Source organism: Polaribacter litoreus (assembly GCF_054584775.1).
In genome coordinates, this window is sequence record NZ_JBTLRD010000019.1 from 19,557 (window position 1) to 45,951 (window position 26,395).

Genomic DNA, 26,395 nt, shown 5'->3' on the forward strand with positions numbered 1-26,395 from the left:
ACTGTCATTCCTGCTAAGTCAGAAATTTATGGTGTTGCAAATTCACAATTTTTATCAATCAACCAAATTCAATAATTCGTGAATTCGTAGTAAAATAAGAAAGTTGTAGACGCAATGTTTTAAGTCTTTTTTCAGTAAAATTTGCATCTCTTTTCAATTAAGGCAGTCTATTTTGATTTTATTATTATTTTTACAAGCTGTACGCATACTATTTTTGTTATAAATCAGTTGTAAATAAGAGTATTTAGCTCTTAGAAATAAATTAATTCATTTAGATTTACCTGTGTGAAAAACACTCAAAAAATAATCATCATTTTTATATTTTTTGCTGCTATATATGCCTGTAGCACCAAAAAAGATACCATTATCAATAGAAATTATCACGCATTAACTACAAAATACAATGTGTTGTTTAATGGTAAAGAAGCCTTTAAACAAGGTATTGAAGATATCAACAATCAGTATAAAGACGATTGGTTTCAGCAGTTACCCATAGAACCGATTCAATTTGAAGAAGACAAAATAGCTATACCAAAATTTAATAATAGTGGTCCTGGAGCTGGTTTTGGAGGTTCAAATACTAAATCCGAAGAAAAAAAAGCGCTCACTACTTTCGAAAAAGCAGAAGATAAAGCTATAAAAGCTATTCAAAAGCACGGAATGAATATTGATGGTATGGAGCACAATAGGCAAATTGATGATGCGTATTTACTGTTAGGTAAATCTCGTTATTATTCGCAACGTTTTGTCCCAGCTGTAGAGGCGTTTAATTATGTAATTGCAAATTATCCAAATGCAAATTTAATTGCAGAAACTAAAATTTGGCGAGCAAAAGCCGCTATTAGAATGGATAATGAAGAAAGAGCCATTGAAACATTGAAGTTGTTATTGGTAGTTAGAGACACGTTAGAGGCCAATCTTCCAGAAAAAATAAAAGAACAAGGGCATACAGCTTTAGCAATGGCTTATGTAAAAAGCGATAGTTTACAAAAAGCGAAAGAACACTTACATTTAGCTACAAGAACTTTACAAAACAGAGCGCAAGGTGCCAGAAACCTTTTTGTTTTAGGACAACTATATAGCCAAGAAAATAAAAAAGATTCTGCAAGTTTAGTTTTTCAGAGATTGGCAAATTTTAAAAAAGCACCTTACAAATATAAAATTCGTGCTCATGTAGAATTGGCTAAAAATGCAACTAACGATTCTATTGCAGCAATTGTTTTAGAACAATTGAATAAGTTGATAAAAGTTAGAGAAAACAGACCTTATTTAGATGCATTGTATTATCAAAGAGGAGTATTATATCAAAATAAAGATAGTATTCAATTGGCAATTAAGGATTATAACCAGTCTTTGAGAACAAAAGATGCAGGAGATAAACAAAAAACCTTCACCTTCGAAAAATTAGCAAATTTATCGTTTAAGGCAGATGAATATCAAAAAGCAAGTGCATATTACGATAGCGTTTTGCAGATTGCAAAAGACACGTTGAATTTAAGAATTAGACGTATCAAAAGAAAACATAAAAATTTAGCTTCATTAATTGATTTTGAAAAGGTTGTAGCAACCAACGATAGTATTATTAGAATTTCATCATTATCAGAAGAAGATCAGAAAAAGTTTTTTGAAGAGTATATTACTAAGATTAAAAAAGCAGATGAAGATGCTGCGCAATTGCGATTAAATCAATTGGCTTTTGGAAATGCAGGAGGAGGTTTTTCTGGGGTAGACAAAGGAAATTGGTATTTTTACAATACCCAATCCTTAAGTTTTGGAAAATCAGAATTTCAAAAAATTTGGGGAACTCGTAAGTTAGAAGATAATTGGAGGTGGGCTGAAAAAGCAACCATTGGTGGCGCAGCTCAAGATTCCGAAAAAGTTACTAAAACCAATGCAAAGTACGATTTAGATACTTATTTGAGTGCAATACCTACAGATGAAAATGTAATTGATAGTTTAAAAATACAAAGAAATCAAGCACTTTATGAATTAGGGTTGATTTACAAAGAGCAATTCAAAAATCAAAATTTAGCCAAAAAACGATTGGAAAGAGTCGCTACTTTACAACCAGAAAAGGAGTTGATATTGCCTATAAATTGGCATTTGTACCAAATTTATACCAATTTAGGAGATGTTGGGCAAGCAGAGAAATTTAAGAGTGTAATTTTAAACGATTATGCGGATACTAAGTTTGCTCAGATTATTCAAAATCCTGATGCCGATCTTACAGAAGAAAAAGTTGAGGTAAGCAAAGTAGAAAAGGCATATAAAGAAATATATTATCTTTACAAAGACGATAAGTTTGAAGAAACCATTGTCAAGGTTGATGAATTGTTACCAACAATTCCAAATTCCGAATTGTTACCAAAATTCGAATTGTTAAAAGCCTTTGCTATTGGAAAGTTTAAAAATAAAGAAGCCTATAAAACAGCCTTAGAATTTGTTGCTGTTAGCTATGGAAACACGGAAGAAGGAAAAAAAGCAAAAGAAATTGTAGCACAATTAGGAAAGTAAACTTCTAAAAATAAAGTCTAACGAATAATGGAAAGAAATGTAATTGCAAAGAATACTAAAATAAAAGGAGAAATAATTTCTGAAGGAGATTACAGAATTGATGGTACTTTAGAAGGCGATTTAACTACAAAAGGTAGGGTTATTATTGGTTCTGGTGGCATAGTTAACGGAAATATCAATGCTCATAATACAGATATAGAAGGCACATTTTCAGGAACATTAAATGTAGAAAATATTTTAACCATTAAAACATCAGCAAATATTTCTGGTGATGTTATAGTGGGTAAACTATCTGTAGAACCAGGAGCAACATTTAACGCATCATGTGCAATGAAAGTAGCACCAAAAGTTCTAAATCTAGAAAATGGAAAACAATCAGCCGAACAACAAAAAGACCAAAAAAGAAGTAAAAAAGCCTTTAAATAAAGCATTACAACTTTCTGGTGCAGGTTTACAAATGGGTTTAACCATTTATTTGGGGTTTTTATTTGGCAAATGGTTAGATACTAATTTTAACACTCATTTTTTAAAAGAAACCATTACACTTTTAGCTATTTTCTTAGCCATGTATTCTTTAATTAAACAAGCCAATAGAATTAATGATTAAAAGCATTCTATTATACACATTGGTGTTTTTTACAATATTTTTTGTAAGCCTTTTTTTACATGATAATTATATCCAAAATCAACACATAATTTTACCATTTTCATTAAAAAAAGTGTACCTGTTTCACCTAGGCTTTTCACTATTAATTTGCACTAATTTTTTAATCTTTTCAACTGTTAATAAAATCTTTGAACAATTAGGTTTTATCTATTTAGCAACCATAGTTTTAAAAATAGTACTTTTATGTATTGTCTTCTACAACCCATTATTTACAAAGGATGACTTGTCTTTTGATGCAAGAATAGCACTGTTTTTACCCGCAATTATATTTTTATTAACAGAAGCCGTTTTTGTGGCTAAAATTTTAATGAAAAAACAATAATTAACAATTCTTTAAAAAATGGTTTGTGGTTCTGAAATATTGCATATCTTTGCGCCGAATTTAGAAAGCGTATTTTTACCATGAAGATTGCAAAAAAATCAATCAAATTTCTTACAATAGCATTTTTAGCCCTTTTTTCTGCGACTATTTTTGCTTCTGGTACAGATAAAAAGCATGACAATCAAAACGATGGTGGTCGTGTAAATACGAAAGATGAAGTAGAGGCTTACATTCTACATCACATTAAAGATTCTCATGATTTTTCTTTGTTTTCGTACACAGGTGATGATGGTAAAAGACATCATTTTGGCTTTCCTTTACCAGTCATTTTATGGTCAAGCAATGGGCTAGTTGCATTTATGTCTTCTGAATTTCATCACAATGATGATGGGCATGTAATTGTATCTAAAAACGGATCAAAATTTGCAAAAGTACATTCTAAGATCTACGAGTTGCATGAAAATGCAGCTTCTATTAATTTTGATGCAGACCATCATCCTACAAATGCACACAAGGTGTTAGATTTTTCAATTACTAAAAGTGTAGTGGGTATTTTGTTGATAGGGTTTTTGTTGTTGTTTTGGTTTTCTAGATTGGCAAAGCAATATAAAACTAAAAAAGTGCCTACAGGTTTTGCTAGAGTTTTAGAACCTTTAGTGCTTTATGTTAGAGACGAAATTGCAAGACCAAATATTGGCGATAAGCACTACAGAAGATTTACAGGGTATTTGTTAACCGTATTTTTCTTTATTTGGGTATTAAATTTAGCTGGGTTAACTCCATTTGGTTTTAATGTAACAGGTCAATTAGCAGTTACAGCTTGTTTGGCAATTTTTACTTTGGTAATTTATTCTGTAAGTGGTACAAAAGGATATTGGTTGCATATGTTATGGATGCCAGGAGTTCCTGTTTTAATTCGTCCAGTGTTAGCAATTATAGAATTAGCTGGTGCTTTATTAATAAAGCCATTTTCATTATTAGTTCGTTTATTTGCGAACATTTCAGCAGGTCATATTGTGGTAATGAGCTTAATTGCAATTATGTTCACTTTAAAAGAATCTTTAGGGGTTGTTGGTGCAACAGGTTTGTCTTTAGTATTATCATTTTTTATAACATTAATTGAGGTTTTAGTAGCGTTTTTACAAGCGTATATCTTTACAATGCTTTCGGCATTATTTATTGGTATGGCTGTAGAAGATCATGCTGAGGCTCATTAATACAAGTTTGTTTAATTTAATATAAATACATTTATTATGTACAATTTAATTGGAGCAGGATTAATCGTAATCGGAGCAGGAATTGGATTAGGTCAAATTGGTGGTAAAGCAATGGAAGGTATTGCTCGTCAACCAGAAGCAACAGGAAAAATCCAAACAGCAATGATTATTATCGCTGCATTATTAGAAGGTTTAGCATTTGGTGCGTTATTCTTAGGAAAATAAGCCAAACAAAAACAAAAAAGCACAATTCTGTAACGGTTGGTTACAGATTGTGTTTTTAGATTCCTATTTCCACAGGAATAACATTTTAAAGGAACATAAGTTGTTTTAAATTAAACAGAAAGAAAAAATATATAATTAGTTTATAGAATGGAAACTTTATTAAACGATTTTTCACCAGGATTATTTGTAGTGTCTACAATTTTATTATTAGCCTTAATTGGTTTAATGGTAAAATTTGCGTGGAAACCAATTTTAAATTCTTTAGAAGAAAGAGAAGCTGGAATTGAAGATGCATTGGCAGCAGCTGAAAATGCGCGTAAAGAAATGCAAAACTTAACTGCCGATAATGAAAGGTTAGCAAAAGAGGCAAGAGTAGAAAGAGAAGCCATGATGAAAGAGGCAAGAGCAATTAGTGATAAAATTATTGCTGATGCAAAAGAAGATGCAAAAGAAGTAACTACTAAGTTAATAGAAACTGCACAAGCTTCAATTCAGCAAGAAAAACAAGCAGCTTTAGCTGAGTTAAAGAAAAACGTAGCAGAACTATCTATTGGTATTGCAGAATCTGTAATTAAAAAAGAGTTATCTAATAAAAAAGATCAATTAGCTTTAGTTGAAGGAATTTTAAAAGAAGTAGAGTTAAACTAGTTGTATGAAAGACGCAAGAGCAGCATTACGTTACGCAAAAGCAATCTTAAATCTTGCAAAAGATTCAAAAGATGATTCAGCTGTAAATTCAGATATGCAATTAATCGCTACAACAATTTCAGAAAACCCTGAACTTGGTGTTGCCTTACAGAGTCCGATAATTAAATCTGCGGATAAAATAAATGTTCTAAAAGCTACATTCTCCAACCAAGTAAACAATATTACCTTAGGGCTTTTTAATTTATTGCAAGAAAATAAAAGACTATCAATGTTAGAGTCTATTGCCAAGCAATACACAATTATTTTCGATTACTATCATCATATTCAGGTAGCAAAAGTTACTACAGCCGTACCAATTACACCAGCAATAGAGCAAAAAGTATTGGCTAAAATTGAAGCTTTAACTGGAGAAAAAGCCAATCTAGAAAACATTGTGAATCCAAATATTTTAGGTGGATTCATTTTACGCGTTGGTGATGTACAGTATGATGCGAGTATTTCTAATTATTTAAGTGAATTAAAAAAGGAATTCGACAACAGTCATTACATTCCAAAAATATAGTCAGCTTTTCGCTTATGGCAATCAGCCATTTGTAAAAGCAAATTAAAATTAAAAGTAAATAGCTAACAGCTAGCAGCCAAAAGCTAAAAACTAAAATAAGATGGCAAGTATTAAACCAGCTGAAGTATCAGCAATTTTAAAAGAACAATTAACTAATTTTGAAGCTCAGGCTTCATTAAGCGAAGTAGGTACAGTATTACAAGTAGGTGATGGTATTGCTCGTGTTTACGGATTGTCTAACGTACAATATGGTGAGTTAGTAGAATTCGATAACGGATTAGAAGGTATTGTTTTAAACTTAGAAGAAGATAATGCAGGTGTTGTATTATTAGGAGCTTCAACTTCTGTAAGAGAAGGTTCTACAGTTAAAAGAACTGAAAGAATTGCATCTTTAAGAGCAGGTGAAGGAATTGTAGGTAGAGTTGTAGATACTTTAGGTAGTCCTATAGATGGTAAGGGGCCAATTTCTGGTACTACTTACGAAATGCCTTTAGAGCGTAGAGCTCCTGGGGTTATTTATAGAGAGCCAGTAACTGAGCCATTACAAACTGGTATTAAATCTATTGATGCAATGATTCCTGTTGGTAGAGGTCAGCGTGAGTTGATTATTGGAGACCGTCAAACAGGTAAATCTACTGTTGCTATAGATACCATCTTAAATCAAAAAGAATTTTACGATGCTGGTAACCCAGTATATTGTATATATGTTGCAGTAGGTCAAAAAGCATCAACAGTTGCTGCTATTGCAAATATGTTAGAAGAAAGAGGAGCATTAGCTTATACTACTATTGTTGCTGCAAATGCATCAGATCCTGCAGCAATGCAAGTTTATGCACCATTTGCAGGAGCTGCAATTGGAGAGTATTTTAGAGACACAGGTAGACCAGCATTAATTGTTTTTGATGATTTATCAAAACAAGCAGTTGCATACCGTGAAATTTCTTTATTATTAAGAAGACCTCCAGGACGTGAGGCGTATCCTGGTGATGTATTTTACTTACACTCAAGATTATTAGAAAGAGCTGCAAAAGTAATCAATGATGATAAAATTGCAAGTGAAATGAACGATTTACCTGATACCTTAAAAGGTATTGTAAAAGGTGGAGGTTCTTTAACTGCATTACCAATTATCGAAACACAAGCAGGTGATGTATCAGCATATATTCCAACAAACGTAATTTCGATTACAGATGGACAAATTTTCTTAGATGGAGATTTATTTAACTCAGGTGTAAGACCAGCAATTAACGTAGGTATTTCTGTATCTCGTGTTGGAGGTAATGCACAGATTAAATCTATGAAAAAGGTATCTGGTACGTTAAAATTAGATCAAGCTCAGTTTAGAGAATTAGAAGCATTTGCTAAGTTTGGATCTGATTTAGATGCAGCTACAATGAACGTAATTTCTAAAGGACAAAGAAACGTTGAGATTTTAAAACAAGCACAAAATGATCCTTTTACTGTAGAAGATCAAATTGCAATTATCTATGCTGGTTCTAAGAACTTATTAAAAGACGTTCCTGTTAACCAAGTAAAGAAATTCGAGAAAGATTATATCGATTATTTAAATGCAAAACATAGAGATACTTTAGATGTATTAAAATCTGGTAAATTAACTCCAGAAGCTACTGCAACATTAGAAGCAGCAGCTGCAGAAATTACTAAGCATTTTGCATAGTTAATAATTTAAGAGAGTAGAATTATGAGTTATGAGTAGGTTGAATGAAAGCCCAATTAGAGTTAAAAGCTTTCATTTTGCCTGTGAAGTAGTTAAATTCTGTGATACTCTTAAAATGAACAAAGATTTTGAGTTAGCTTCACAATTACTAAAAAGTGGAACTAGTATTGGAGCAAATACTCGAGAAGCTCAGAGAGGAGTTAGTAAAAAAGATTTTAAAAATAAATTTGGTATAGCCTTGAAAGAGGCAGATGAAACTAAGTACTGGATAGAAATATTAGAAGCCACAGGAAGAGATGTCCCTGTAGAATTGAAAAGTAAATGTGAAGAGTTGATAAGAATTTTAGTAGCAATCATCAAAAACTCATAACTCAACACTCATAATTCATAATTTGAAAAATGGCAAACTTAAAAGAAATACGTAACAGAATCACCTCAATCAAATCTACAATGCAGATTACTTCTGCAATGAAAATGGTTTCTGCTGCAAAGTTGAAAAAGGCTCAAGATGCAATTACAGCAATGCGCCCTTATTCATCTAAATTAACAGAATTGTTGCAAAATTTAAGCGCAACTTTAGATAGTGATACTGGTGGAGCATATTCTACAGAAAGAGAGGTTTCTAAAGTGTTATTAGTTGTAGTAACATCTAATAGAGGTTTGTGTGGTGGTTTTAACTCATCAATAACTAAAACAGTTGTTAAAACAGTTGCAGAAAAGTATGCTGATAAACAAGTAGATATTTTTTCTATTGGTAAAAAAGGAGCAGATGTATTAATTAAAGAATACAATGTTGTAGCTACTAGAAATGATATTTATGATGATTTAACTTTTGATAATGTTGCATTAGTAGCAGAAAAGTTAATGGAATTATTTGTGGATGGAACTTACGATAAAATTGAATTGGTATACAATCAATTTAAAAATGCAGCTACACAAATACCACAAGTAGAGCAGTTTTTACCTATAAAACCAATTGAAGGAGGAGAGGATATATCTAATTCTGATTATATTTTTGAGCCATCAAAAGAAGAGATTGTAGAGGCTTTAATTCCTAAGTCTTTAAAAACGCAATTATACAAAGGTATTAGAGATAGTTTTGCTTCTGAACATGGTGCACGTATGACAGCTATGCACAAAGCAACTGATAATGCATCTGAATTAAGAGATGAATTATTATTAACGTATAACAAAGCACGTCAAGCTGCAATTACTAACGAAATCTTAGAAATTGTTGGTGGAGCTGAAGCTTTGAACAATTAGACGAAACGTAAGTAGAGTCAAATTTACATCAAGCGAAGCATTGAACAATTAGACGAAACGTAAGTAGAGTCAAATTTACATCAAGCGAAGCCTTGAACAATTAGACGAAAGTAAAGTAAGATTTTCTTTTTAAAATATACAATCGCAATTGATTCTTTTAGGATTCAATTGCGATTTTTTTTTGATATTTGTTTTATGCCAAAACTTCTTCTTTTTTTGATATTGATTTCTTTTCAAACTTTAACAAGTCAAAAAAACACAAAAGAATCATCATATAAAGATGTTTACAAAGCTTTAGAACAAAAAATAGAACATTCTAGGGCACTAACATCAAAAGCACTTTACCCTGAAGCTTATGACGAAATATGGGAGGTTTTAATTACTGCAGATTCCATTAAAAACCCAAAAATAAAATACAAAGCTTACCTACATTTAAGCAGTTTATATTCTATCTTTTTTAAGAAAGAGCAGGCCATTTCTGCTATAGATTCTGTGTTTTTTTATGCTAAAAAATCTGGAGATTTTAAAAATATCAACGTAAAATTTAATCTTTATTATACTGCAGCACTTACGTTTAGAATGAATGGAGATTATGTAAAAGCTCAAGAGTATTTGGCCACAGCAGAACAATTGTTAGACGTTAAAAAAGGGAATAACGTTTATTTTTTTACTGAAAAAGCTCATTTATATACTTTAACAAATAGGTATAATGAGGCCGAAGAAATTTTAACCTCTATAGAAAATGATATAACATCTAAACATCAATTTGCATCCATTGTTTATTCTATGTTAGGAGATTTATATGTGGCAAAAAAGCAACCTCAAAAAGCGCTTATTTATTATAATAAGTGTTTGGCTGTTATCAATCAACAGAAATCTAGAATTGGTTTAAAGGTAGATTTATTGAAAAAAATATCTAAACTCAACAGTGAATTAGGGAATTACAAATTGGCATTTCAGCAAATGAATGTATCCAAAAATTTGGGCGATAGTTTGTTTGGTAGCCAAAGTGATCGAAATAATCGTTTGTTTCAAATTAAAGATTCCTATCGAAAATCTATCCTAGAAAACAATCGAATTCAGAAAGAACAGCAATTACAATTGGCAAAAAACGAAAAAGATAAATTTAGATTACAGTTTATTTTTGCAATCATTCTTTTTTTGCTAACAACTGTTGGTGCTTTTTTTGGAATTCGATTACAGCGAAAAAAACATCAAATAGAAAAAAAACTCGCAACAGAAAGAGCAAATGCTGAAATAGAAATTCAGAAAAAAGAATTGGCAGTAACTGCACTACAATTAATGGAAAAAGACAAGTTGCTCAATGAAATAAAACAAGGTTTGGAGGCTGTTAAAAAACAGGATGATGACATACAAATAGCACATCTAAAAAGTACAATTAAGGTAAATTCTACTAAAATGTGGGAAGATTTTGAAGCTAGATTTGTACAAGTAAATACTTCATTTTATAATTCTTTAGGTAAAAAACATCCTGATTTAAGCAGAAATGAACTAAAGTTATGTGCTTTGGTAAAGTTAAACTTCTCTACAAAAGAAATGTCGCAATTGCTAGGGATTTCTAATGATGGTGTTAATAAAGCGCGCTATAGATTGCGTAAAAAGTTAGATTTACAAAGAGATGTTAATTTAACAACTTATATGAATAGCATTTAGAGGATAAAAAAGGCAAGTAAAATTGAATTACTTGCCTTTTTAATTTACAATTTTAAGTGTTATTTTTTAATGATTTTAGTAACCACAAAAGGTTTTACGTCACCTGGTGGAATTATTTTAATCGATTCGTGTTCAACTGTTCCACTTCTTGTTTTAATTCTTAAACGAACAGGTTTTCCATATTCTGGTGGAATAGGAATCTTAATCTTTAGCTTACGTTGCTTGTTTAAAATGGTATAGGTTTTTATAGCATTTCCGGCCATAAAAGTTTCTATAATTGCTTCTTTACTTGCATTTTTAAAACTCAATTCAGCATCCCAAGTATTTACATAAAAACCAGGATCTACAAAAGTAATTTCATATTCTATCCATTCAGAATTGTCTTCTTTTTCTTTGTTTGTAGAAGTAATGTCAGATTTGTTTTTATATAAATAATTCCATTTTCTGCCATGTTTTTCTTTATCAAATTTATAAAAAGCACTTTTTTGTCCCACTTTTACTTCTGGTAAAATTCCGCCTGCAACTTCTATGGTTTGTACTGATGAAATGTTTTCACTAGAATTCCCCACCAATATTTCAAAAGCACCTTTTTCTACCATGTATTTTTCTTTTTTGGTGTTGTAATAAGAAAAGGCTTCATAAGGAATTTCAATTGCAACAGTATTTGTTTTTCCTGATGCTACAGAAACACGCTGAAATCCTTTTAAGGCTTTTAAAGGTGTTTTTTCTGATGATTTTACATCACGAATGTAAACCTGCACAACTTCATCACCATATACATTTCCAATATTTTCTACAGTTGCAGAAATGGTTAGTTTTTCATCAGCATTTAATTTTTTGCGATCTAGTTTTACATTGTTGATTTTAAAATCAGTATAACTTAAACCATATCCAAAAGGATACAAAGGTTTTCCTTTAAAATACATATAAGTTCTGCCTCCTTCTTGAATGCTATAATCTTTAAAATCTGGCAAATCTTTATCAGACTTAAACCAAGTTGCGTTTAATTTTCCACCAGGATTTACATCACCAAATAATACATTTGCTAAAGCATTTCCTTGTTCTTGTCCATTTGGCCACATACAAACAATTCCGTCAATATTTTCTTGTTCCCAAGTAATTGCAGTAGGTCCACTAGGCACTAAAACTAAAATTACATTGTTGTTTACTGCTTTAACTGCTTTAATTAATTTATGTTGATTGCCAGGTAATTTAATCGATTTTCTGTCTGTGTTTTCTGTGGATGTAGTTTCGTCATTACCAACTACTAAAATCACTTGATCCGATTTTTTTGCCAAAGCTACAGCTTCTGCAATTTTTTGATCATCATCATCTTTTGCAGTAACTTCACAACCTTGAGCAAAATTTACGTTTGCATTGGTATAATTTTGAATTCCTTGTAAAGGACTCACTTTGCTCTTTGGATGACCAGAGTAAATTCCCATCCAACAACGATCAGCAAAAGGACCAATCATGGCAATGCTTTTAATATCCTTTTTTAAAGGAAGTGCATTGTTATCATTTTTTAATAAAACCATAGATTGTTCAGCTGCTTTTAAGGCTAATTTTTTATGAGCATTGCTTTCTAAAACACTTGCAGGTATTTCTGAATATGGATTTAGTTTTGGGTCATCAAAATCACCAGTCATAAAACGTAATCTTAATAATCTACGAACAGAAACATTGAGTTCTTCTTCTGTAAGTAAACCTTGTTGTAAGGCATCTGGCAAGGCATTTACCATGGGTGCTTTTTTAACTTTATTTCTAAAACATTCTTGATCTACACCTGCTTTTATAGCTATAGCTGCAGCTTCTGCTTGACTACCTGCATATTTCATACGGTTTTCTAAGCCTTGTATAGCAGCCCAATCTGCAATTACATAGCCTTTAAAACCCCATTCGTTTCGTAAAACTCCATTTACCAACCAATCATGAGCAGAACAAGGAATGCCATTTAAACCATTTAAACCTGTCATAATTCCTGTTGCTTCTTCATCTACAATACAAGTTTTGTAAGCAGGAAAATAATATTCGTATAAATCTTTTTTACTTACGTACGATTGCGATCTTTCTCTACCTTTTTCTATATTATTGGCAACATAATGTTTTACAGTAGTTACAGTTTTTACATATTTAGGATCATTACCTTGCATTCCTCTAACGTACATTCTTGCAATTTCTGACATTAAAAAAGGATCTTCGCTATAACATTCTCCATTTCTACCCCATCTAGGATCTCTAGCCATATTTACAGTTGGCGAGAACATCATCACTTCTTTTTTGCCCATATTTTTTAAGGCTCTAGCTTCGTTAGAAATTGCTGTAGCCACATCAAACATTAAATCTGGATTCCAAGTGGCACCCATTGCAATATTTTGTGGAAATTGGGTGCAGTTCCAGCCAATAATTCCGTGCAAAGCTTCTCCATACCATTCAAAATAAGGAACACCTAATCTTTCAATTTCTGGAATTCTAGAACCACAATAACTTATTTTTTCTTCTAAAGTCATTTTAGACAGTAAATCTTCTACTCTGTCTTCTACTTTTGCATTTGGGTCTTTCCAAATTTGGGCTTTCATCACCAAAGGTGATAAAAATACCACTGCAAACAGTAAGATTATTTTTTGATATTTCATTGTATATATGTTTATGATTAATTGATTGAAAGGTAGTATCAAATAAGGTACTTTTATAAAAATGAATATGGACATTAGTAAGACAAGTGCGTTTTTAAGCCATTTCTTATAAAAAAATGATCGATTGTTCTATTAGAAACGATTTACCAACAAATTTCTATCTTGGTATATAATTTGGAGTAATTGTTTTTGATGCATTACAATTAAAGAAAAAAACAGATATTCATTTAATATACTACAATATCAATAGTTTTGATTCGGATTAATTACTATAACGAAAACAGGAATTTTAATGACAAGAATATGAAGCTTAGGAAATGGCAGATTTAAATGTAAATACAGAAAATACTTTTTCGTAAAAGAAAGTTTATAAATTTTAAAAGACGATGTCTAAAATTTATATTTTAGTCGGTCTTTTATACATTATATCGTAACTTTACGCTATTAAATTTTTTAATTATGCTAAAAGATATTCACTCATATTGGGCTTACTTAGCTCTTGCTATACTAGTTTTTGCTGTAGTAAACGCAATAATTGGTTTAACACAAAAAAAACAATTTACCGATAAAGACTTACGTATTGGGTTATTTACACTAATAGTTTCTCATATTCAATTATTAATAGGTTTAGCTTGGTATTTTATGTCTCCATGGTATAAAGCACTAAAAAATAACGGAAGCGAAGTTATGGCAGATAAAACCACAAGATTATTAGCAGTAGAGCATCCAATAATGATGATTTTAGCAATCGTATTGATCACCATAGGTTGGTCTAAACATAAAAAGAAAACAGAAAGTGGTGCAAAGTTTAAAACATTTGCCATCTTTTACGGATTGGCATTAGTACTAATTCTTTCAAGAATTCCTTGGTCTAATTGGTTTAGTTAATGAAAATAATCAGTTACATACTTTCACCAATTTTTGCAGTCACATTTATTCTTTTATTGGTTTTTTTTCATCCATTTCAATGGTTGAGTTTTAACCTTTTTGGGCATAATGCACATGCAAAAGTGGTTGCCGCTTTAAATTTTTGTTTGGTAAAATCAATGTTGATTTTAGGAATCCCTATCTATCTTAAAAACGAATATACCTTACCTAAAGAAGCATCATTGATTTTTGTTTCAAACCATCAAAGTACATTTGATATTCCACCAATTGGTTGGTTTTTTAGAAAATACAACCCCAAATTTGTTGCTAAAATTGAGTTAGGAAAAGGCATCCCAAGTGTGTCTTACAATTTAAGAAACGGAGGTGCAGCACTTATCAATAGAAAAGATCCAAAACAAGCTATTTCAGCTTTGGTAGAGTTTGCTAAAAGAATAAAACAAAACAAATGGGGAGCAACCATTTTCCCTGAAGGCACAAGAAGTAAAACAGGTAAACCTAAAAAGTTTTCTTCAAACGGATTAAAAGTAATTACCAAATTTAATAAAGATGGTTATGTTGTACCTTTAACCATAAATAATTCGTGGAAAGTTTTCAAATATGGAAAATTTCCTTTAGGTTTAGGTAGTCCAATTACCATTACAACACATAAACCTATAAAAATTGATTCAATGCCTTTTGATGAATTGTTAGAAAAGACAGAATCAGTAATTACAAAACATATAAAATAAAATTATGTCGATACATAACGTTAGAAAAGAAGTGATGTTAACTTTAGAAAAAAAGATGCAGCACTTTATGGAAACCTATTTAATACCAGCAGAAAAAATTTGGCAACCTACAGATTTCTTACCCAACTCACAAAAAGATTCTTTTATTACAGAAGTAGAAGAAATTAGAGAAATATCTAAAGAATTGCATGACGATTTCTGGGTGGTTTTAGTAGGCGATACTATTACAGAAGAAGCCTTGCCAACCTACGAATCTTGGTTGTTAGATTTAGATGGTGTTACTCAAGACCCAGACAATAGTTGGGCAAAATGGGTAAGAACATGGACAGCCGAAGAAAACAGACATGGAGATGTTTTAAATAAATACTTGTATTTATCAGGACGTGTAAATATGCGCGAAGTAGAAATTTCTACGCAACATTTAATTGCAGATGGTTTTGATATTGGTACATCAACAGATCCATATAAAAACTTTGTATATACTACTTTTCAAGAGTTGGCTACTTATGTTTCTCATAACAATGTAGCTAAAATTGCTCGTAAAAAAGGACATAAAGCATTGGCAAAAATGTCTAAAATTATTGCAGGAGACGAAATGCGTCATCACCAAGCATATGCACATTTTGTAAAAGAAATTTTTCAGATAGATGCTAGTGAAATGATGTTGGCTTTTCAGCACATGATGAAACACAAAATTGTTATGCCAGCCATGCATTTAAGAGAATCTTTTGGCGCAAAAGGAAGCTTATTCGACGATTTCTCTACAGTTGCACAAAGAATTGGCGTATACACTGGTTTTGATTATGTAGATATTTTAAAGAAATTGAACACCATGTGGGAAATTGATAAAATAACAAACCTAACTCCAGAAGCAGAAAAAGCAAGAGATTACTTAATGAAGCTTCCAGACAGAATGTACAGAATTACAGAAAGAATTAAAGTACCAGATACAGACTTTCAGTTTAAGTGGATGTTACAACCTAGTTAGTTTTAGAAGCTATTTCCTGCTTTCCACTATATCTTTTTTGCGAAAAGCAAAAAAGGATGTCGTTGCAATCAGGGCTAAACTTGTTTGCTGATTTTAGTTAGTTTTAGAAAAAAACGAGCCTACTTTGGCTCGGTTTTTTTTTGATTATTTCCCTAGAAACTTTGCCTTTCTTTTTTCTAAAAACGCTGTTGTACCTTCTTTAAAATCTGCTGTACCAAAACAAGCACCAAACCCTTCGATTTCTGTATCAAAACCATTAACACCATCTTTATAATTAGCATTTACGGCTTTAATTGCAAGCGATATGGCTACTGGTGAATTTCGCATAATTTTAACTGCTAATTTTTCTGCTAAAGGCAATAGTTCTTCTTGGGTAGTTACATAATTTACTAAACCCAAACTTTTAGCTTCATCTGCAGAAATCATAGCAGCTGTCATAATCATTTCCATTGCTTTTCCTTTTCCTACTAATTGAGGCAGACGTTGTGTACCACCATAACCTGGAATTACACCTAAAGAAACTTCTGGCAAACCCATTTTTGCATTATCTGATGCTATTCTAAAATGGCAAGCCATAGCTAATTCTAAGCCTCCTCCTAAAGCAAAGCCATTTACAGCTGCAATTACTGGTGTTGATAAACCCTCTACATAATCGAATAAAATTTCATGCCCCTCTTTAGCTAAACTACCTCCTTCAGCCACAGAAAAATCTGCAAATTCAGAAATATCTGCACCAGCAACAAAAGCTTTTTCGCCAGAACCTGTTAATATAATAACTTTTACACCAACATTTGCTTCTAATTCTTTAAAGGCATCAGATAACTCTTGAATGGTTTCTTTATTTAAAGCATTTAATTTTTTGGGCCTGTTTATGGTTATTTGCGCTAAAGAATCTTTTTTTTGAACTAGTATGTTGTTAAATTTCATGATGTTTTTATTTATATTATAATTTATAAATCAAAAATGACTTTATTTTTTATTATTCAGTAAATTTTGTTAAGACATCTAAATTAAGAAATATGAGTCAAGTAACAAGTTCTTTATTGTTGTTTTACATAAAACTCTTACCAATTTATGGGTGCTATATAACTGTTTTTTGAAACCTAATCGCATGTATTTGATTTTCACATCAAAAACGCATCGTAGACTAAATTTTCTTTACGATAAAGGGTTGTTTAATTTATGTTTTGTGTTTGTAAGAATCCTAACCAAGTTATTGCTTTTGTACACAAATCGGCTTTAAGTATAGCTACTTTTTTTTGTAACAACGCTATTGTTTCGGTAAAATTACAGTAAAAACGGTTCCTATGCCTTCTTCAGAAGAAAAAGAAATAGTACCATCATAAGCTTCTATAATATTTTTAATCATTGGAAGCCCTAAACCCATTCCGCTTGATTTTGTAGTAAATTTCGGCTCAAAAATTAGGTTTTTTACTTCCTCAGAGATTCCTCTTCCATTGTCAGAAACTTTAATTTTTATATTATTTTTCTCTGAACTTACTTTTACATCAATAATAGGGTTTTCTTCTTTTTTTGAAGCTTGAAGTGCATTTTTTACCAAATTGGTTACAATACGAATTAATTGTGTTTTATCTAAATTGGCAAATAATTCTTTTTCATCTGTGGTGTATGTAATAAAATCTTCATTAAAAATATCTAATGCCAACTTTACAATACTTATTACTTCAATTTTTTCTCTTTTTTGAGTTGGCATTTTAGCAAAGTCAGAAAATGCTGATGCAATAGAACTCATAACATCTATTTGTTGAATTAAAGTTTGGCTGTATTCTTTCAACTTTTCTCTGATGTTATCATCTTCTGGATTAAATTTTCGTTCAAAGCTTTGTACTGATAATCGCATTGGTGTTAACGGATTTTTAATTTCGTGGGCTACCTGCTTTGCCATTTCTCGCCAAGCTTGTTCGCGTTCGCTTTTGGCTAGTTTTACGGCACTTTCTTCCAATTGATCAATCATATTATTGTAAGCTTCTACTAAAGTTTCAATTTCTGTACTTGCAGAATTTAATACAATTTTTTCATTACGTTCGTGTAAGCGTGTTTGCTCCATTTTATCAGAAATGGCTTTGATTGATCTTGTAATATAACTCGATAAAAAGTATGCTAATGCAATTGCTATCATAAACATTAACAAATACACCAAACTTAACCTTGTAATGAATTCTTTTAACTCGTGCTCAATCTCAGAATTATCCTGTGTAAACTGTAGTTCTAAAATACCAATTCGCTTAAATTTAGGGTCATTTATATAACTATAAGATGTTTGATACCCCATCCCATTTTTTACCAATGGAATTAAGATGGTGTGATTAGAATTTTGTGCCAAATCATTTAAAATATCATAAGGTAAGGGTTGAATTATATTGGGTTCAAAAGCGTTGGTTTTCGAGGACACTAATAAATTACCATGCAAATCGAAAATAGAAATATTTAATTTATTTATTGACGATATTTCATAAATACGATTTCTAAAAATCTTTGCTAAATTTTCGGTTTTAATAGGGTAAGTTGTCTTGTTTGTTAGCTCTAATTCTATAGTTTCTATAGTGGTAGCCTCTTTACGCTCAAAACGTTTAATATTATAATCTTTGGTTTGTTCGTCATATTGATAAACAGTTACCCCCAAAATTAATATGGATGCTAACAACACCAAGAGTGTCATCGATAAAAAAATGCGTATTCTTAAAGATACTTTACTGATATTAAACAAGTTTTAATCGGTTTTTAAACGTTTTGTTTTCATTATTAAAAAATCATCAAATTCACCATCATTATCCCAATCATTTGTACTTTTTCCTAAAAAACCTTCTTCGGTTTTTGTAATATGATAACTAACTTTCATTGCTCTTTTATTATAGAAAAATGTTACAAAAAGCGAATCACCTTTTACGCTCCATTTTCCATCAGATTCAGATACCTTTTCTTTTTTTTTATTGATAAACCAAGCATTAAAAGTACCGTCTGCATTATATTTTGATTGAGCAATTAATTCTGGATCATTATCAAACTTATCTTCATGTGTTTTTAAAGTATCTGATTGCTCATAGGTTGGCATTTCTATTTTTAGATAGGTGGTTTGCCAAGAATCTGTCATATATTCTTGCAACGACTTTTCTTTTTTACAAGCAACAATAAGTATGCCTAAAACAGCAATAAGCAGTATTATATTTTTTTTCATTTATATGATTATTGAGTATGCAAGATATATAAATAAAAAAAGCGGCTGTTTAAAAAGTATTACAACTTATCATCATCTGTTTGTAATGTAAAAATATTATTTACTAACAATCAAAAATATAGTTTTTTTACCTCACTCTAAATGATATATAAATTTACTTTTTAGACTACATCTGTTAAACTAATTCTATGTTTTAAGGCTAATTTACTTTGATATTTATAGCATTATAATCATCTGAACGAATACCAATTAAACCAGATACTGTTTGCCCTTGTTTAATGGTTAATCCGTTTAAATTGTACCTTATTAAATCGCTCTTAAACTTTTTATTGGCAGTGCTGGCAGCTGTCATATTTCCGGCTGTTAAGCCAGGTCCAAGAATTAAACCAATAGGAAATACAGTATTTTGTGTTTGGTACCCATTTTCAGTTTCGGTTGTATATAAGTTTGTTGGTGTTAACAATAAATACCACAAATAAGAAGCAGGACTTTGTTTTAATGATGTAAATACCCTATCATTATCCATAACATAAATTGCAGAACCATTATCGTAATTTAATGTAACATTTTCACCAAAAACCAAATCGTTAGCTGAGTTATTAGTGATTTTTATTGCTATTAATCTTACGCCTTTTGCCAATTCTTTCTTTTTATACTTTTTGTTTAAAAGTTCGTATTTATACTCTAATTTTACGCCTTGATCTTCTGATTTTGATAAATAATTAACAGTTTGTGGGTTGATGGTTTGATAAGACGAAGCACAGCTAGCATACAAAACAACTACTACAATTAGCAATGCAATTTTTTTTAAATTCATGGTGTGTTTGGTTTTTTATCAAAAGTAATTTATTTGTTTTAACTAAAAAATAATTTTATTTTTTGTCAGCTAAAGGCAAAAATGTACGTCTAAATTTTAAAATTAAAGGTAAGCCTCTAGCTAATATCCAAAGGGTGAAAGCAATCCAAATTGCCGCCAATTTATAATCTAGCCAATCAAAAAATAGTAAAGTTGGAATAAAAACTAGACCTGTTGACAAAATTAAGACGTTTCTTAAATACTTCATAAACCCCATTCCTTTAAACATTCCGTCAAAAATAAAGGTAATGGCATTAATAGGTTGGGTTAATAAAACAATCCAAAATACATGATAAAATTGTTCTAAAACATCAGCTTCTTTAGTGAAAATTTCTCCAATAAAATTGTAAAAAACAAAGCCTATGATGGCAATTATACAGCCCATAATTAAACCGTATTTAAACAGTTTTGTGCTTAAGGTAACCAAAGTTTTATATTCTTTTGCACCTAGTAATTTGCCTGATAAAATATTTCCTGCACTAGAGTATCCATCAACCATAAACGCACCCAATAACCAAATATTAACACCAATTGTATATGCAGCAATATAAGCAGCTCCGTAATCTGTAGCGTAAGAAGTTGCAAAATATAATGCTGTATTTAAAGCAATAGTTCTTATAAATAGGTTTCCTATCATCCCTAATAACCTAGGAATTTCTTCATGAAATGATTTTCCTAATTTTAAAGAAATTGTTGTTTTTTTAATCAGCAAAACAAAAGCAAGTATTGCCATTGTAATTTGCGCAATTACACTTGCATAAGCAGCACCTTCTATATACATTGCTGGTACAAACCCATCTACTCCATACACTAAAACAATATCTAATACAATGTTTAGTAGCGCCCCTATTATAGCAATAATCATAGGATAAAAAGTGTTTTGCAACCCTCTAAAAACTCCAAAAATAGCAAATACAAATAATGAAAACGGGAATCCAAAAATTCTGATTTTAAAATATCGAATACAATATTCTAAAACTTCACCAGATGCATTATAAAACTGGAAAATTTGTTTTGCAAATGGGTATGAAATTGCCAAAATTAATACACTTCCTAATACCACAATAAGTATTGCTTGTGCTGGTAGCGTTTTAATATCATTTAATTTATTAGCCCCTACATATTGAGATATTATAGAAGATATAGCACTACGAACTTGACCAAATACCCAAATTAACATCGAAATATATGCACCTACAATACCTACAGCAGCTAAGCTTTCTGTAGCATTAAGTTTAATATTTCCTATAATTGCTGTATCAGTTATTGATAACAAGGGCTCTGCAATACCCGCTATTAAAGCGGGAATCGCCAATTTATTAATGCGTTTTAGACTAATATCAGTTTTCAAAATACTTGTTTTTGCAAAGGTACACCTCTAAAAAAGGTTTACAAACTGTTCTGTAAGAAAGAAACTGCTACTATCAACCATACCATACTATCAAAACAAAAAATGTGAGGTTATATTTAAGTAATTTATCATCCTCAAAAATAAATTACCTAAAACTTTATCTAAAACATAGAACCGTTTACAACCTACGTCTTTATTAAAAAATTAGTAACTTTGTTTTATAAAATACACCTACCATGCATCACATTTTAGTACCTATAGGATTTACAGAAAGTGCACAAAACACCTTACAATTTGCCATTGATTTTGCTTCAGAAATTAATGCAAAAATTTTTGTGTTTAGAGCATATAGTGCACAATCTAAAGCAGGAACAATGATTAATATTGATAGTATTATAGAACGTGAAACCAATTTATATTTACGAACTATGGTAAAAACTGTGAATACAAAAAATGTAGATGTTAAACTTATTGCTGCAAAAGGTGGAGTCGTTGATAGCGTTTTAAGTATTGATGATGATTTAGGTATAGATTTGATAATTGTTGGTGCAAAAAGCAACTCTATTAAAGAAGAATTATTTTTAGGTAAAACAGCTGGTAGCTTAGTAAAACAAACCGATATCCCTATGCTAACTGTTCCAGAAAATTATAAGTACACGCCTTTAAAAAATGTTTTAATGGCTTTTAAATCTGGAATTATAAAAAGTAAAAACGTTTTAAAACCTATACAATTTGTTGTTGATAAATTCGATACACGAGTAAATTTACTTTTGGTAAAAACTCCTGAATATTCTCAAGAAGATTTGGTAATTGACCAAAATTTAGATCAATTAAAATCTACATTAACAGTTACCGAAAATTCAACTACGTTTCAAGGTGTTTTAGAGCATATTAAAACTCATAACCCAGACATGTTGTGCGTTTTTAGACGTAAAAGAGGATTTTTCAAAAAACTTTGGGAAAAGAATACCATTCTTAAAGAAGAGTTTTTTACAAATGTGCCTTTGTTAATTTTAAAGGGAAAGTAGTTTATTTTATTGCTTTGAAAGATAATGGTTCGAAAGATTCCAAACCAACAATGCAAGAAATTTTTGAATAATGAGATATGGCATTATAATCTAAACCTGTAACAATCTCTGCCAAAGGAACTATAGCAAAAACTAAAATAAGAAAAACAGCCATCATTCTTACTGAATTCGTTTGTTTATCAGTTTTTCTAAAATCTATAAAAATTGCGTTGATATTTTCCATATTCTAAACATAGAAATTACAATTTAAAGCCCAAATTAATACTTTAAATCAGCAGGTTCTATAAATCCAATTTGTGGGTTATATATTTCTGTTATATACACTTTTACTTCGTCTATAAACTCTTCTAATTTTTCTTGGGTAATATTGGTATCAGGATTTCTACTATTTGATGAAAAATTGATAGCTAAGAATCCTTCTTTCAGGTTTTTAAAAGAATAAATACCTGCTTTTAAATTCTTAGAAAAATCGAATTTTTTATTTTGAGTATATAAATAAGAATAAAGTAAAACCTGAATGGCTTTGTATTGTTCTTTAACTCTAAGTTGCTCAAAATCCAATACTTTTAATTCTGTACCTTTTACCATTCCAGATTTGTAATCTATAATTCTTACATCGCCATTCAATTCATCAACTCGATCTACATTTCCGTGAATTTTTACAGGAAAATCAATTCCGTCAATTTCTATTTCTGCGGATAAGTTTTCTTCTGTAGCAATTATTTTTAGTTGATTATTATCATCCTTTAAAACTCTTTTTTCTGATGCCAAAAAATTAACTACAAAACGATTGGCAACTTCAAAAATTAAGCGGTTTTTACCTGTAGAAATATCACCATTTTTAAAATGGATTTTAAAATGTTTTGACACTAAATCTTGGGCAGATTTTTCCATGGTAACAACATCATCAAACTTTAAAAATTTACCCATAAACGGTTTATAGAGTTCATCTAAGGTTTCGTGAACTACAGTTCCTAAGGTGTTGTACGCCACAGTTTCTTCTACATCATCAAATTCTTTAATTTTTAAAATTTTTTGTTTGTAAAATGCAATAGGGTTGTACAAGTAGTTGGTTAATGATGATGGCGAAAATCCTTTTTCTGCCAATTCTTTTAATCGATCAAAAACCAAATTATTTTTAGAAATTTCTTTTAATTCTATTTTTTGAGGCAATACTTTTGGCGATACAGTTTTCTGAATAATATCTGTTCGCATCATTTCTAGCTGAGTTACAAATCGGCTTTTTTCTCCACTTCCAAAAACATCGTGTTCTGTATTGTATAAAATGTACACGTTTTTGGCTCTTTGTATTAATCTGAAAAAATGGTACGAGAAAATAGCATCTTTTTCTCTGTACGTAGGCAAACCAAATTGCACTTTTACATCAAAAGGTATAAAAGAATTTTGCTGACTATTGGCTGGTAAAATCCCTTCATTTGCAGATACTAAAATGATGTTTTCAAAATCTAAAACACGCGTTTCTAACATCCCCATTAATTGTAGTCCTTTTAGAGGCTCTCCTTGAAAAGACAAACTTTCCGAAGCAATTAGTTGCCTAAAAAACTGAGCCAATGTTTTTAAATCTCTAAAATATTCAAACGTTCCTTGCAAGGTTTTAAGTTGTGTAAAAGTGGTGTAAAAACGAAACAAATATTCTTTTTCTATTGCATTTACATTGTCTTTTAACAAATCGATTAATGCTAAAATAATGTCTATAAAATTAGCAACTGTATCAAAAGGTTTAAATAAATTTAAGATTACTTTTTTAACTTCTGGTATTGCTTGTTTTAAAAGCGTATTTATATGATTTTCATTGATAAACGTCTGATTTTCTCTAGCAATCTGTGTCGTAAAATTATCAATACCCTCTAACAATCCATATATTAATTGATGTTTGAAAAAACGATTTACATCTTTGTAATAAAATGCATTGACACTATTTTTCTGTAACTTTTCTTGTGATATAAACAATTGAAAAACAGCAAAAAGCAACCCAGTTGTAGGAACATCTTTTAACGGATATCCCATAGTAATATTAATATGATTAATGTTCTTAGGCAACGAGTTTAAGCTAATGGGCAATAAAGTTTCATCTGCCAAAACCAAAGCTGTATCATTGGCGTGTGATTTTTGTTGTAAAATTTCGCCAATATATTTTATTTGTGTAGTGTTTTTAGCTGCGCCAATTACCTCTATTTTTTTAGGTTTAGAAAAAGTATTCCCTAAACTCTTAAGTGGATGTTTTTCGTAATATTTCCACTCTTTTTTATACTTTCTGATAAACTTACCTGCTTGATGATTGGAGTTGTAAAAAGCTTCGTCAATATCCCAATAAATTTCGGCATTACCTCTTTCTAAAGTTTTCTGAAATAATAATTCTTCTGCTTTATTTAAAGCATTAAACCCAATAAAATAAAAGGTTTTATCACTATTCTCATCTAAATATTCATCAACTTTTTTAGCGGATTCTTTATACATTAATCCTTGATAACCAATGTTTTTATCTAATAAAAATTGATAAAAAGCATCGTAATAATTCTTTAGTTTTTCTAAAAACGAATTGTGATCTTTAATTAATTCTGTTTCTTTAAAAGTGCCTTTTACAGACCATTTTCTTAAACGCTCTATATCTCTTAAATAAATAAAAATGTCTTTGGTATTTACCAAATGTTGATCAATTTCATTAAAATCTTGCAACACTGTTATTGCCCAAGAAGAAAATACGTCAAAAGAATCCGGATTTTTTTCTACGCTTTTATAAATACTATAAAAATGAAACAAGAGTTGAATACTATCTACTTTTTGAACGCCAGAAATTCGCTGAATAAATTGCTCTATATTTAGCATTTCTGGTAAAAAACCGATGCTAATCTTATCTTTAAACTCTTGTTTTACAAAAATCTTTGCTCTTTGCGAAGGCAGTATAAAAACCACATTTTCAAATGATTTTGTGGTTTGTAAAATATCATCTAAAGTTTCTGAAATAAAAGATTGCATCGTTAATTTTTGGTTTTCTAAATTACAAAAACTTACATTTATACCTCTTTAATCTTTAATTTTATTTTGATGAAAAACGAATTACGAGTTGTTGGTATTCAAGCAGATTTAGTTTGGGAAAATCCCACTCAAAATCTTGCCTTTTTTGATGAAAAAATTAGAAGTCTACCTAAAGAAACAGATCTAGTAGTTTTGCCAGAAATGTTTACCACAGGTTTTACAATGGAACCCAAAAATGTTGCTGAAAAAATGAATGGAAATGCAGTTTCTTGGATGATAAAAATGGCACAAGAAAATAATTTAGCTTTAACAGGAAGCTTAGTAATTGAAGATGACAACAACTATTACAATCGTTTGATTTTTGTGCATCCTTCAGGAAAAATAGAAACGTATGATAAAAGGCACTCTTTTACCTTAGCTGGTGAAGATAAAGCATACACTTCTGGAAATAAAAAGCTAATTATAGCGTATAAAGGATGGAAAATTTGTCCGTTAATTTGTTACGATTTACGTTTTCCTGTTTGGGCTAGAAATACAGAGAATTACGATCTTTTAATTTTTGTAGCTAATTGGCCTGTTAAAAGAATTAAAGCTTGGGATACACTTTTAAAAGCACGTGCAATAGAGAATATGTGCTATGTAATTGGTGTAAATAGAACCGGAATTGATGCCAATAATTATGAATATTCTGGAAGTTCTTTAATTGTTGATTATTTAGGTGATGTACTTTCTGATGTCTCAAAAAATAAAATTGGAATGATTGAAGCTACTTTAAACAAAAACAATCAACAAAAAATTAGAGAAAAATTGGGATTTTTAAATGATAAAGATGATTTTAATATTCTATAAAAATGAAGAAGAAAATAAATTTTACAGATAGAACAGATCCTTCAGGTTTTGAAAACCTGAAGGGGCTTTAAATTTATCAAACAAAAAGAATTAAAGTTAGGAATACGA

At 30.5% G+C, this 26,395-nt stretch carries 25 protein-coding genes; 17 read left to right on the plus strand and 8 right to left on the minus strand.

The features are described 5' to 3' along the window. Positions 1 to 285 precede the first annotated feature (285 nt). The 12 genes from porW (at position 286) to ACW9UN_RS14760 (ending at position 10,770) form a co-directional block, all read left to right on the plus strand. Positions 286 to 2,514 (plus strand): type IX secretion system periplasmic lipoprotein PorW/SprE, encoded by a 2,229-nt coding sequence (gene porW / locus ACW9UN_RS14705; RefSeq protein WP_459487101.1) that lies wholly within the window; start codon positions 286 to 288, stop codon positions 2,512 to 2,514. A 27-nt stretch (positions 2,515 to 2,541) separates the two neighbouring features. Further along, positions 2,542 to 2,940 carry a bactofilin family protein gene (locus ACW9UN_RS14710; protein WP_459487103.1) on the plus strand — a complete coding sequence of 133 codons (399 nt, stop codon included), beginning with the start codon at positions 2,542 to 2,544 and terminating at the stop codon, positions 2,938 to 2,940. After that, positions 2,879 to 3,121 (plus strand): AtpZ/AtpI family protein, encoded by a 243-nt coding sequence (locus ACW9UN_RS14715; protein ID WP_459487105.1) that lies wholly within the window; start codon positions 2,879 to 2,881, stop codon positions 3,119 to 3,121. Before ACW9UN_RS14710 ends, ACW9UN_RS14715 begins: the two co-directional genes overlap by 62 nt. Then, entirely contained in the window at positions 3,114 to 3,503 is a 390-nt protein-coding gene (locus tag ACW9UN_RS14720; RefSeq protein ID WP_459487106.1) for a DUF6168 family protein, read from the plus strand. The genes ACW9UN_RS14715 and ACW9UN_RS14720 overlap by 8 nt, the downstream gene beginning before the upstream one ends. Before the next feature lie 80 nt (positions 3,504 to 3,583). Beyond that, on the plus strand, positions 3,584 to 4,720 hold the full coding sequence (gene atpB / locus ACW9UN_RS14725) for a F0F1 ATP synthase subunit A (RefSeq protein WP_459487107.1): 1,137 nt from the start codon (positions 3,584 to 3,586) through the stop codon (positions 4,718 to 4,720). A gap of 36 nt (positions 4,721 to 4,756) precedes the next feature. Beyond that, a complete protein-coding gene (atpE, locus tag ACW9UN_RS14730; RefSeq protein WP_013993139.1) occupies positions 4,757 to 4,945 on the plus strand; it encodes an ATP synthase F0 subunit C in 189 nt (62 codons plus the stop codon). Positions 4,946 to 5,092: 147 nt separating this feature from the next. Next, on the plus strand, positions 5,093 to 5,593 hold the full coding sequence (locus ACW9UN_RS14735) for a F0F1 ATP synthase subunit B (RefSeq protein WP_459487109.1): 501 nt from the start codon (positions 5,093 to 5,095) through the stop codon (positions 5,591 to 5,593). Between the two features lie 4 nt (positions 5,594 to 5,597). Continuing rightward, complete coding sequence (gene atpH / locus ACW9UN_RS14740) at positions 5,598 to 6,155, plus strand: ATP synthase F1 subunit delta (protein WP_459487110.1); 558 nt, start codon at positions 5,598 to 5,600, stop codon at positions 6,153 to 6,155. Positions 6,156 to 6,255: 100 nt separating this feature from the next. Next, positions 6,256 to 7,833, plus strand: a complete 1,578-nt coding sequence (gene atpA / locus ACW9UN_RS14745) for a F0F1 ATP synthase subunit alpha (RefSeq protein ID WP_459487111.1) — start codon at positions 6,256 to 6,258, stop codon at positions 7,831 to 7,833. Positions 7,834 to 7,864: 31 nt separating this feature from the next. After that, the gene (locus ACW9UN_RS14750; RefSeq protein ID WP_459487112.1) at positions 7,865 to 8,203 is read left to right on the plus strand and encodes a four helix bundle protein; all 339 of its coding nucleotides are present in this window, start codon (positions 7,865 to 7,867) and stop codon (positions 8,201 to 8,203) included. 29 nt (positions 8,204 to 8,232) lie between these two features. Next, positions 8,233 to 9,096 (plus strand): ATP synthase F1 subunit gamma, encoded by an 864-nt coding sequence (gene atpG / locus ACW9UN_RS14755; protein WP_459487113.1) that lies wholly within the window; start codon positions 8,233 to 8,235, stop codon positions 9,094 to 9,096. Between the two features lie 195 nt (positions 9,097 to 9,291). Next, positions 9,292 to 10,770 carry a tetratricopeptide repeat protein gene (locus ACW9UN_RS14760; protein WP_459487114.1) on the plus strand — a complete coding sequence of 493 codons (1,479 nt, stop codon included), beginning with the start codon at positions 9,292 to 9,294 and terminating at the stop codon, positions 10,768 to 10,770. 59 nt (positions 10,771 to 10,829) lie between these two features. Here the strand turns inward: ACW9UN_RS14760 and ACW9UN_RS14765 are convergent, their stop codons facing one another. Then, positions 10,830 to 13,406: a glycoside hydrolase family 3 C-terminal domain-containing protein gene (locus ACW9UN_RS14765; RefSeq protein ID WP_459487115.1), complete on the minus strand. Its 2,577-nt coding sequence runs from the start codon at positions 13,404 to 13,406 to the stop codon at positions 10,830 to 10,832. 459 nt (positions 13,407 to 13,865) lie between these two features. On the opposite strand from ACW9UN_RS14765, the gene ACW9UN_RS14770 reads away from it, so the two are divergent. The 3 genes from ACW9UN_RS14770 to ACW9UN_RS14780 are packed head-to-tail and all read left to right on the plus strand — an operon-like array spanning position 13,866 to position 16,010. Then, complete coding sequence (locus ACW9UN_RS14770) at positions 13,866 to 14,294, plus strand: hypothetical protein (RefSeq protein ID WP_459487116.1); 429 nt, start codon at positions 13,866 to 13,868, stop codon at positions 14,292 to 14,294. Next, complete coding sequence (locus ACW9UN_RS14775; RefSeq protein WP_459487118.1) at positions 14,294 to 15,022, plus strand: lysophospholipid acyltransferase family protein; 729 nt, start codon at positions 14,294 to 14,296, stop codon at positions 15,020 to 15,022. Before ACW9UN_RS14770 ends, ACW9UN_RS14775 begins: the two co-directional genes overlap by 1 nt. A gap of 4 nt (positions 15,023 to 15,026) precedes the next feature. Then, entirely contained in the window at positions 15,027 to 16,010 is a 984-nt protein-coding gene (locus tag ACW9UN_RS14780; RefSeq protein WP_459487119.1) for an acyl-ACP desaturase, read from the plus strand. 144 nt (positions 16,011 to 16,154) lie between these two features. On the opposite strand, the gene ACW9UN_RS14785 is transcribed toward ACW9UN_RS14780, so the two are convergent. From ACW9UN_RS14785 to ACW9UN_RS14805, 5 genes are all read right to left on the minus strand, one after another. Continuing rightward, entirely contained in the window at positions 16,155 to 16,937 is a 783-nt protein-coding gene (locus tag ACW9UN_RS14785) for an enoyl-CoA hydratase/isomerase family protein (RefSeq protein WP_459487120.1), read from the minus strand. Positions 16,938 to 17,280: 343 nt separating this feature from the next. Beyond that, positions 17,281 to 18,690, minus strand: a complete 1,410-nt coding sequence (locus ACW9UN_RS14790; RefSeq protein WP_459487163.1) for a sensor histidine kinase — start codon at positions 18,688 to 18,690, stop codon at positions 17,281 to 17,283. Between the two features lie 51 nt (positions 18,691 to 18,741). After that, complete coding sequence (locus ACW9UN_RS14795; RefSeq protein WP_459487121.1) at positions 18,742 to 19,206, minus strand: hypothetical protein; 465 nt, start codon at positions 19,204 to 19,206, stop codon at positions 18,742 to 18,744. 199 nt (positions 19,207 to 19,405) lie between these two features. Beyond that, complete coding sequence (locus ACW9UN_RS14800) at positions 19,406 to 20,023, minus strand: hypothetical protein (RefSeq protein ID WP_459487122.1); 618 nt, start codon at positions 20,021 to 20,023, stop codon at positions 19,406 to 19,408. 55 nt (positions 20,024 to 20,078) lie between these two features. Beyond that, on the minus strand, positions 20,079 to 21,413 hold the full coding sequence (locus ACW9UN_RS14805; RefSeq protein WP_459487123.1) for an MATE family efflux transporter: 1,335 nt from the start codon (positions 21,411 to 21,413) through the stop codon (positions 20,079 to 20,081). Between the two features lie 236 nt (positions 21,414 to 21,649). On the opposite strand from ACW9UN_RS14805, the gene ACW9UN_RS14810 reads away from it, so the two are divergent. Beyond that, positions 21,650 to 22,441 carry a universal stress protein gene (locus ACW9UN_RS14810; RefSeq protein WP_459487124.1) on the plus strand — a complete coding sequence of 264 codons (792 nt, stop codon included), beginning with the start codon at positions 21,650 to 21,652 and terminating at the stop codon, positions 22,439 to 22,441. 1 nt (position 22,442) lies between these two features. On the opposite strand, the gene ACW9UN_RS14815 is transcribed toward ACW9UN_RS14810, so the two are convergent. Then, positions 22,443 to 22,664, minus strand: coding sequence for a hypothetical protein (locus ACW9UN_RS14815; RefSeq protein ID WP_459487125.1), 222 nt, complete (start codon positions 22,662 to 22,664; stop codon positions 22,443 to 22,445). 35 nt (positions 22,665 to 22,699) lie between these two features. After that, positions 22,700 to 25,438, minus strand: coding sequence for a PD-(D/E)XK nuclease family protein (locus ACW9UN_RS14820; protein WP_459487126.1), 2,739 nt, complete (start codon positions 25,436 to 25,438; stop codon positions 22,700 to 22,702). Positions 25,439 to 25,507: 69 nt separating this feature from the next. On the opposite strand from ACW9UN_RS14820, the gene ACW9UN_RS14825 reads away from it, so the two are divergent. Then, complete coding sequence (locus tag ACW9UN_RS14825) at positions 25,508 to 26,287, plus strand: amidohydrolase (RefSeq protein ID WP_459487127.1); 780 nt, start codon at positions 25,508 to 25,510, stop codon at positions 26,285 to 26,287. Positions 26,288 to 26,395: the final 108 nt, after the last annotated feature.

Coding starts and splice junctions, on each gene's coding strand:
- ACW9UN_RS14785 (WP_459487120.1), bottom strand. CDS start 16,937: ATGAAATTTAACAACATACTAGTTCAAAAAAAAGATTCTTTAGCGCAA.
- ACW9UN_RS14735 (WP_459487109.1), top strand. CDS start 5,093: ATGGAAACTTTATTAAACGATTTTTCACCAGGATTATTTGTAGTGTCT.
- ACW9UN_RS14775 (WP_459487118.1), top strand. CDS start 14,294: ATGAAAATAATCAGTTACATACTTTCACCAATTTTTGCAGTCACATTT.
- ACW9UN_RS14765 (WP_459487115.1), bottom strand. CDS start 13,406: ATGAAATATCAAAAAATAATCTTACTGTTTGCAGTGGTATTTTTATCA.
- ACW9UN_RS14825 (WP_459487127.1), top strand. CDS start 25,508: ATGAAAAACGAATTACGAGTTGTTGGTATTCAAGCAGATTTAGTTTGG.
- atpH (WP_459487110.1), top strand. CDS start 5,598: ATGAAAGACGCAAGAGCAGCATTACGTTACGCAAAAGCAATCTTAAAT.
- ACW9UN_RS14810 (WP_459487124.1), top strand. CDS start 21,650: ATGCATCACATTTTAGTACCTATAGGATTTACAGAAAGTGCACAAAAC.
- ACW9UN_RS14795 (WP_459487121.1), bottom strand. CDS start 19,206: ATGAAAAAAAATATAATACTGCTTATTGCTGTTTTAGGCATACTTATT.
- atpE (WP_013993139.1), top strand. CDS start 4,757: ATGTACAATTTAATTGGAGCAGGATTAATCGTAATCGGAGCAGGAATT.
- ACW9UN_RS14710 (WP_459487103.1), top strand. CDS start 2,542: ATGGAAAGAAATGTAATTGCAAAGAATACTAAAATAAAAGGAGAAATA.
- ACW9UN_RS14780 (WP_459487119.1), top strand. CDS start 15,027: ATGTCGATACATAACGTTAGAAAAGAAGTGATGTTAACTTTAGAAAAA.
- ACW9UN_RS14750 (WP_459487112.1), top strand. CDS start 7,865: ATGAGTAGGTTGAATGAAAGCCCAATTAGAGTTAAAAGCTTTCATTTT.
- atpA (WP_459487111.1), top strand. CDS start 6,256: ATGGCAAGTATTAAACCAGCTGAAGTATCAGCAATTTTAAAAGAACAA.
- atpB (WP_459487107.1), top strand. CDS start 3,584: ATGAAGATTGCAAAAAAATCAATCAAATTTCTTACAATAGCATTTTTA.
- ACW9UN_RS14820 (WP_459487126.1), bottom strand. CDS start 25,438: ATGCAATCTTTTATTTCAGAAACTTTAGATGATATTTTACAAACCACA.
- ACW9UN_RS14720 (WP_459487106.1), top strand. CDS start 3,114: ATGATTAAAAGCATTCTATTATACACATTGGTGTTTTTTACAATATTT.
- ACW9UN_RS14815 (WP_459487125.1), bottom strand. CDS start 22,664: ATGGAAAATATCAACGCAATTTTTATAGATTTTAGAAAAACTGATAAA.
- ACW9UN_RS14770 (WP_459487116.1), top strand. CDS start 13,866: ATGCTAAAAGATATTCACTCATATTGGGCTTACTTAGCTCTTGCTATA.
- ACW9UN_RS14760 (WP_459487114.1), top strand. CDS start 9,292: ATGCCAAAACTTCTTCTTTTTTTGATATTGATTTCTTTTCAAACTTTA.
- ACW9UN_RS14790 (WP_459487163.1), bottom strand. CDS start 18,690: ATGACACTCTTGGTGTTGTTAGCATCCATATTAATTTTGGGGGTAACT.
- ACW9UN_RS14715 (WP_459487105.1), top strand. CDS start 2,879: ATGGAAAACAATCAGCCGAACAACAAAAAGACCAAAAAAGAAGTAAAA.
- atpG (WP_459487113.1), top strand. CDS start 8,233: ATGGCAAACTTAAAAGAAATACGTAACAGAATCACCTCAATCAAATCT.
- ACW9UN_RS14800 (WP_459487122.1), bottom strand. CDS start 20,023: ATGAATTTAAAAAAAATTGCATTGCTAATTGTAGTAGTTGTTTTGTAT.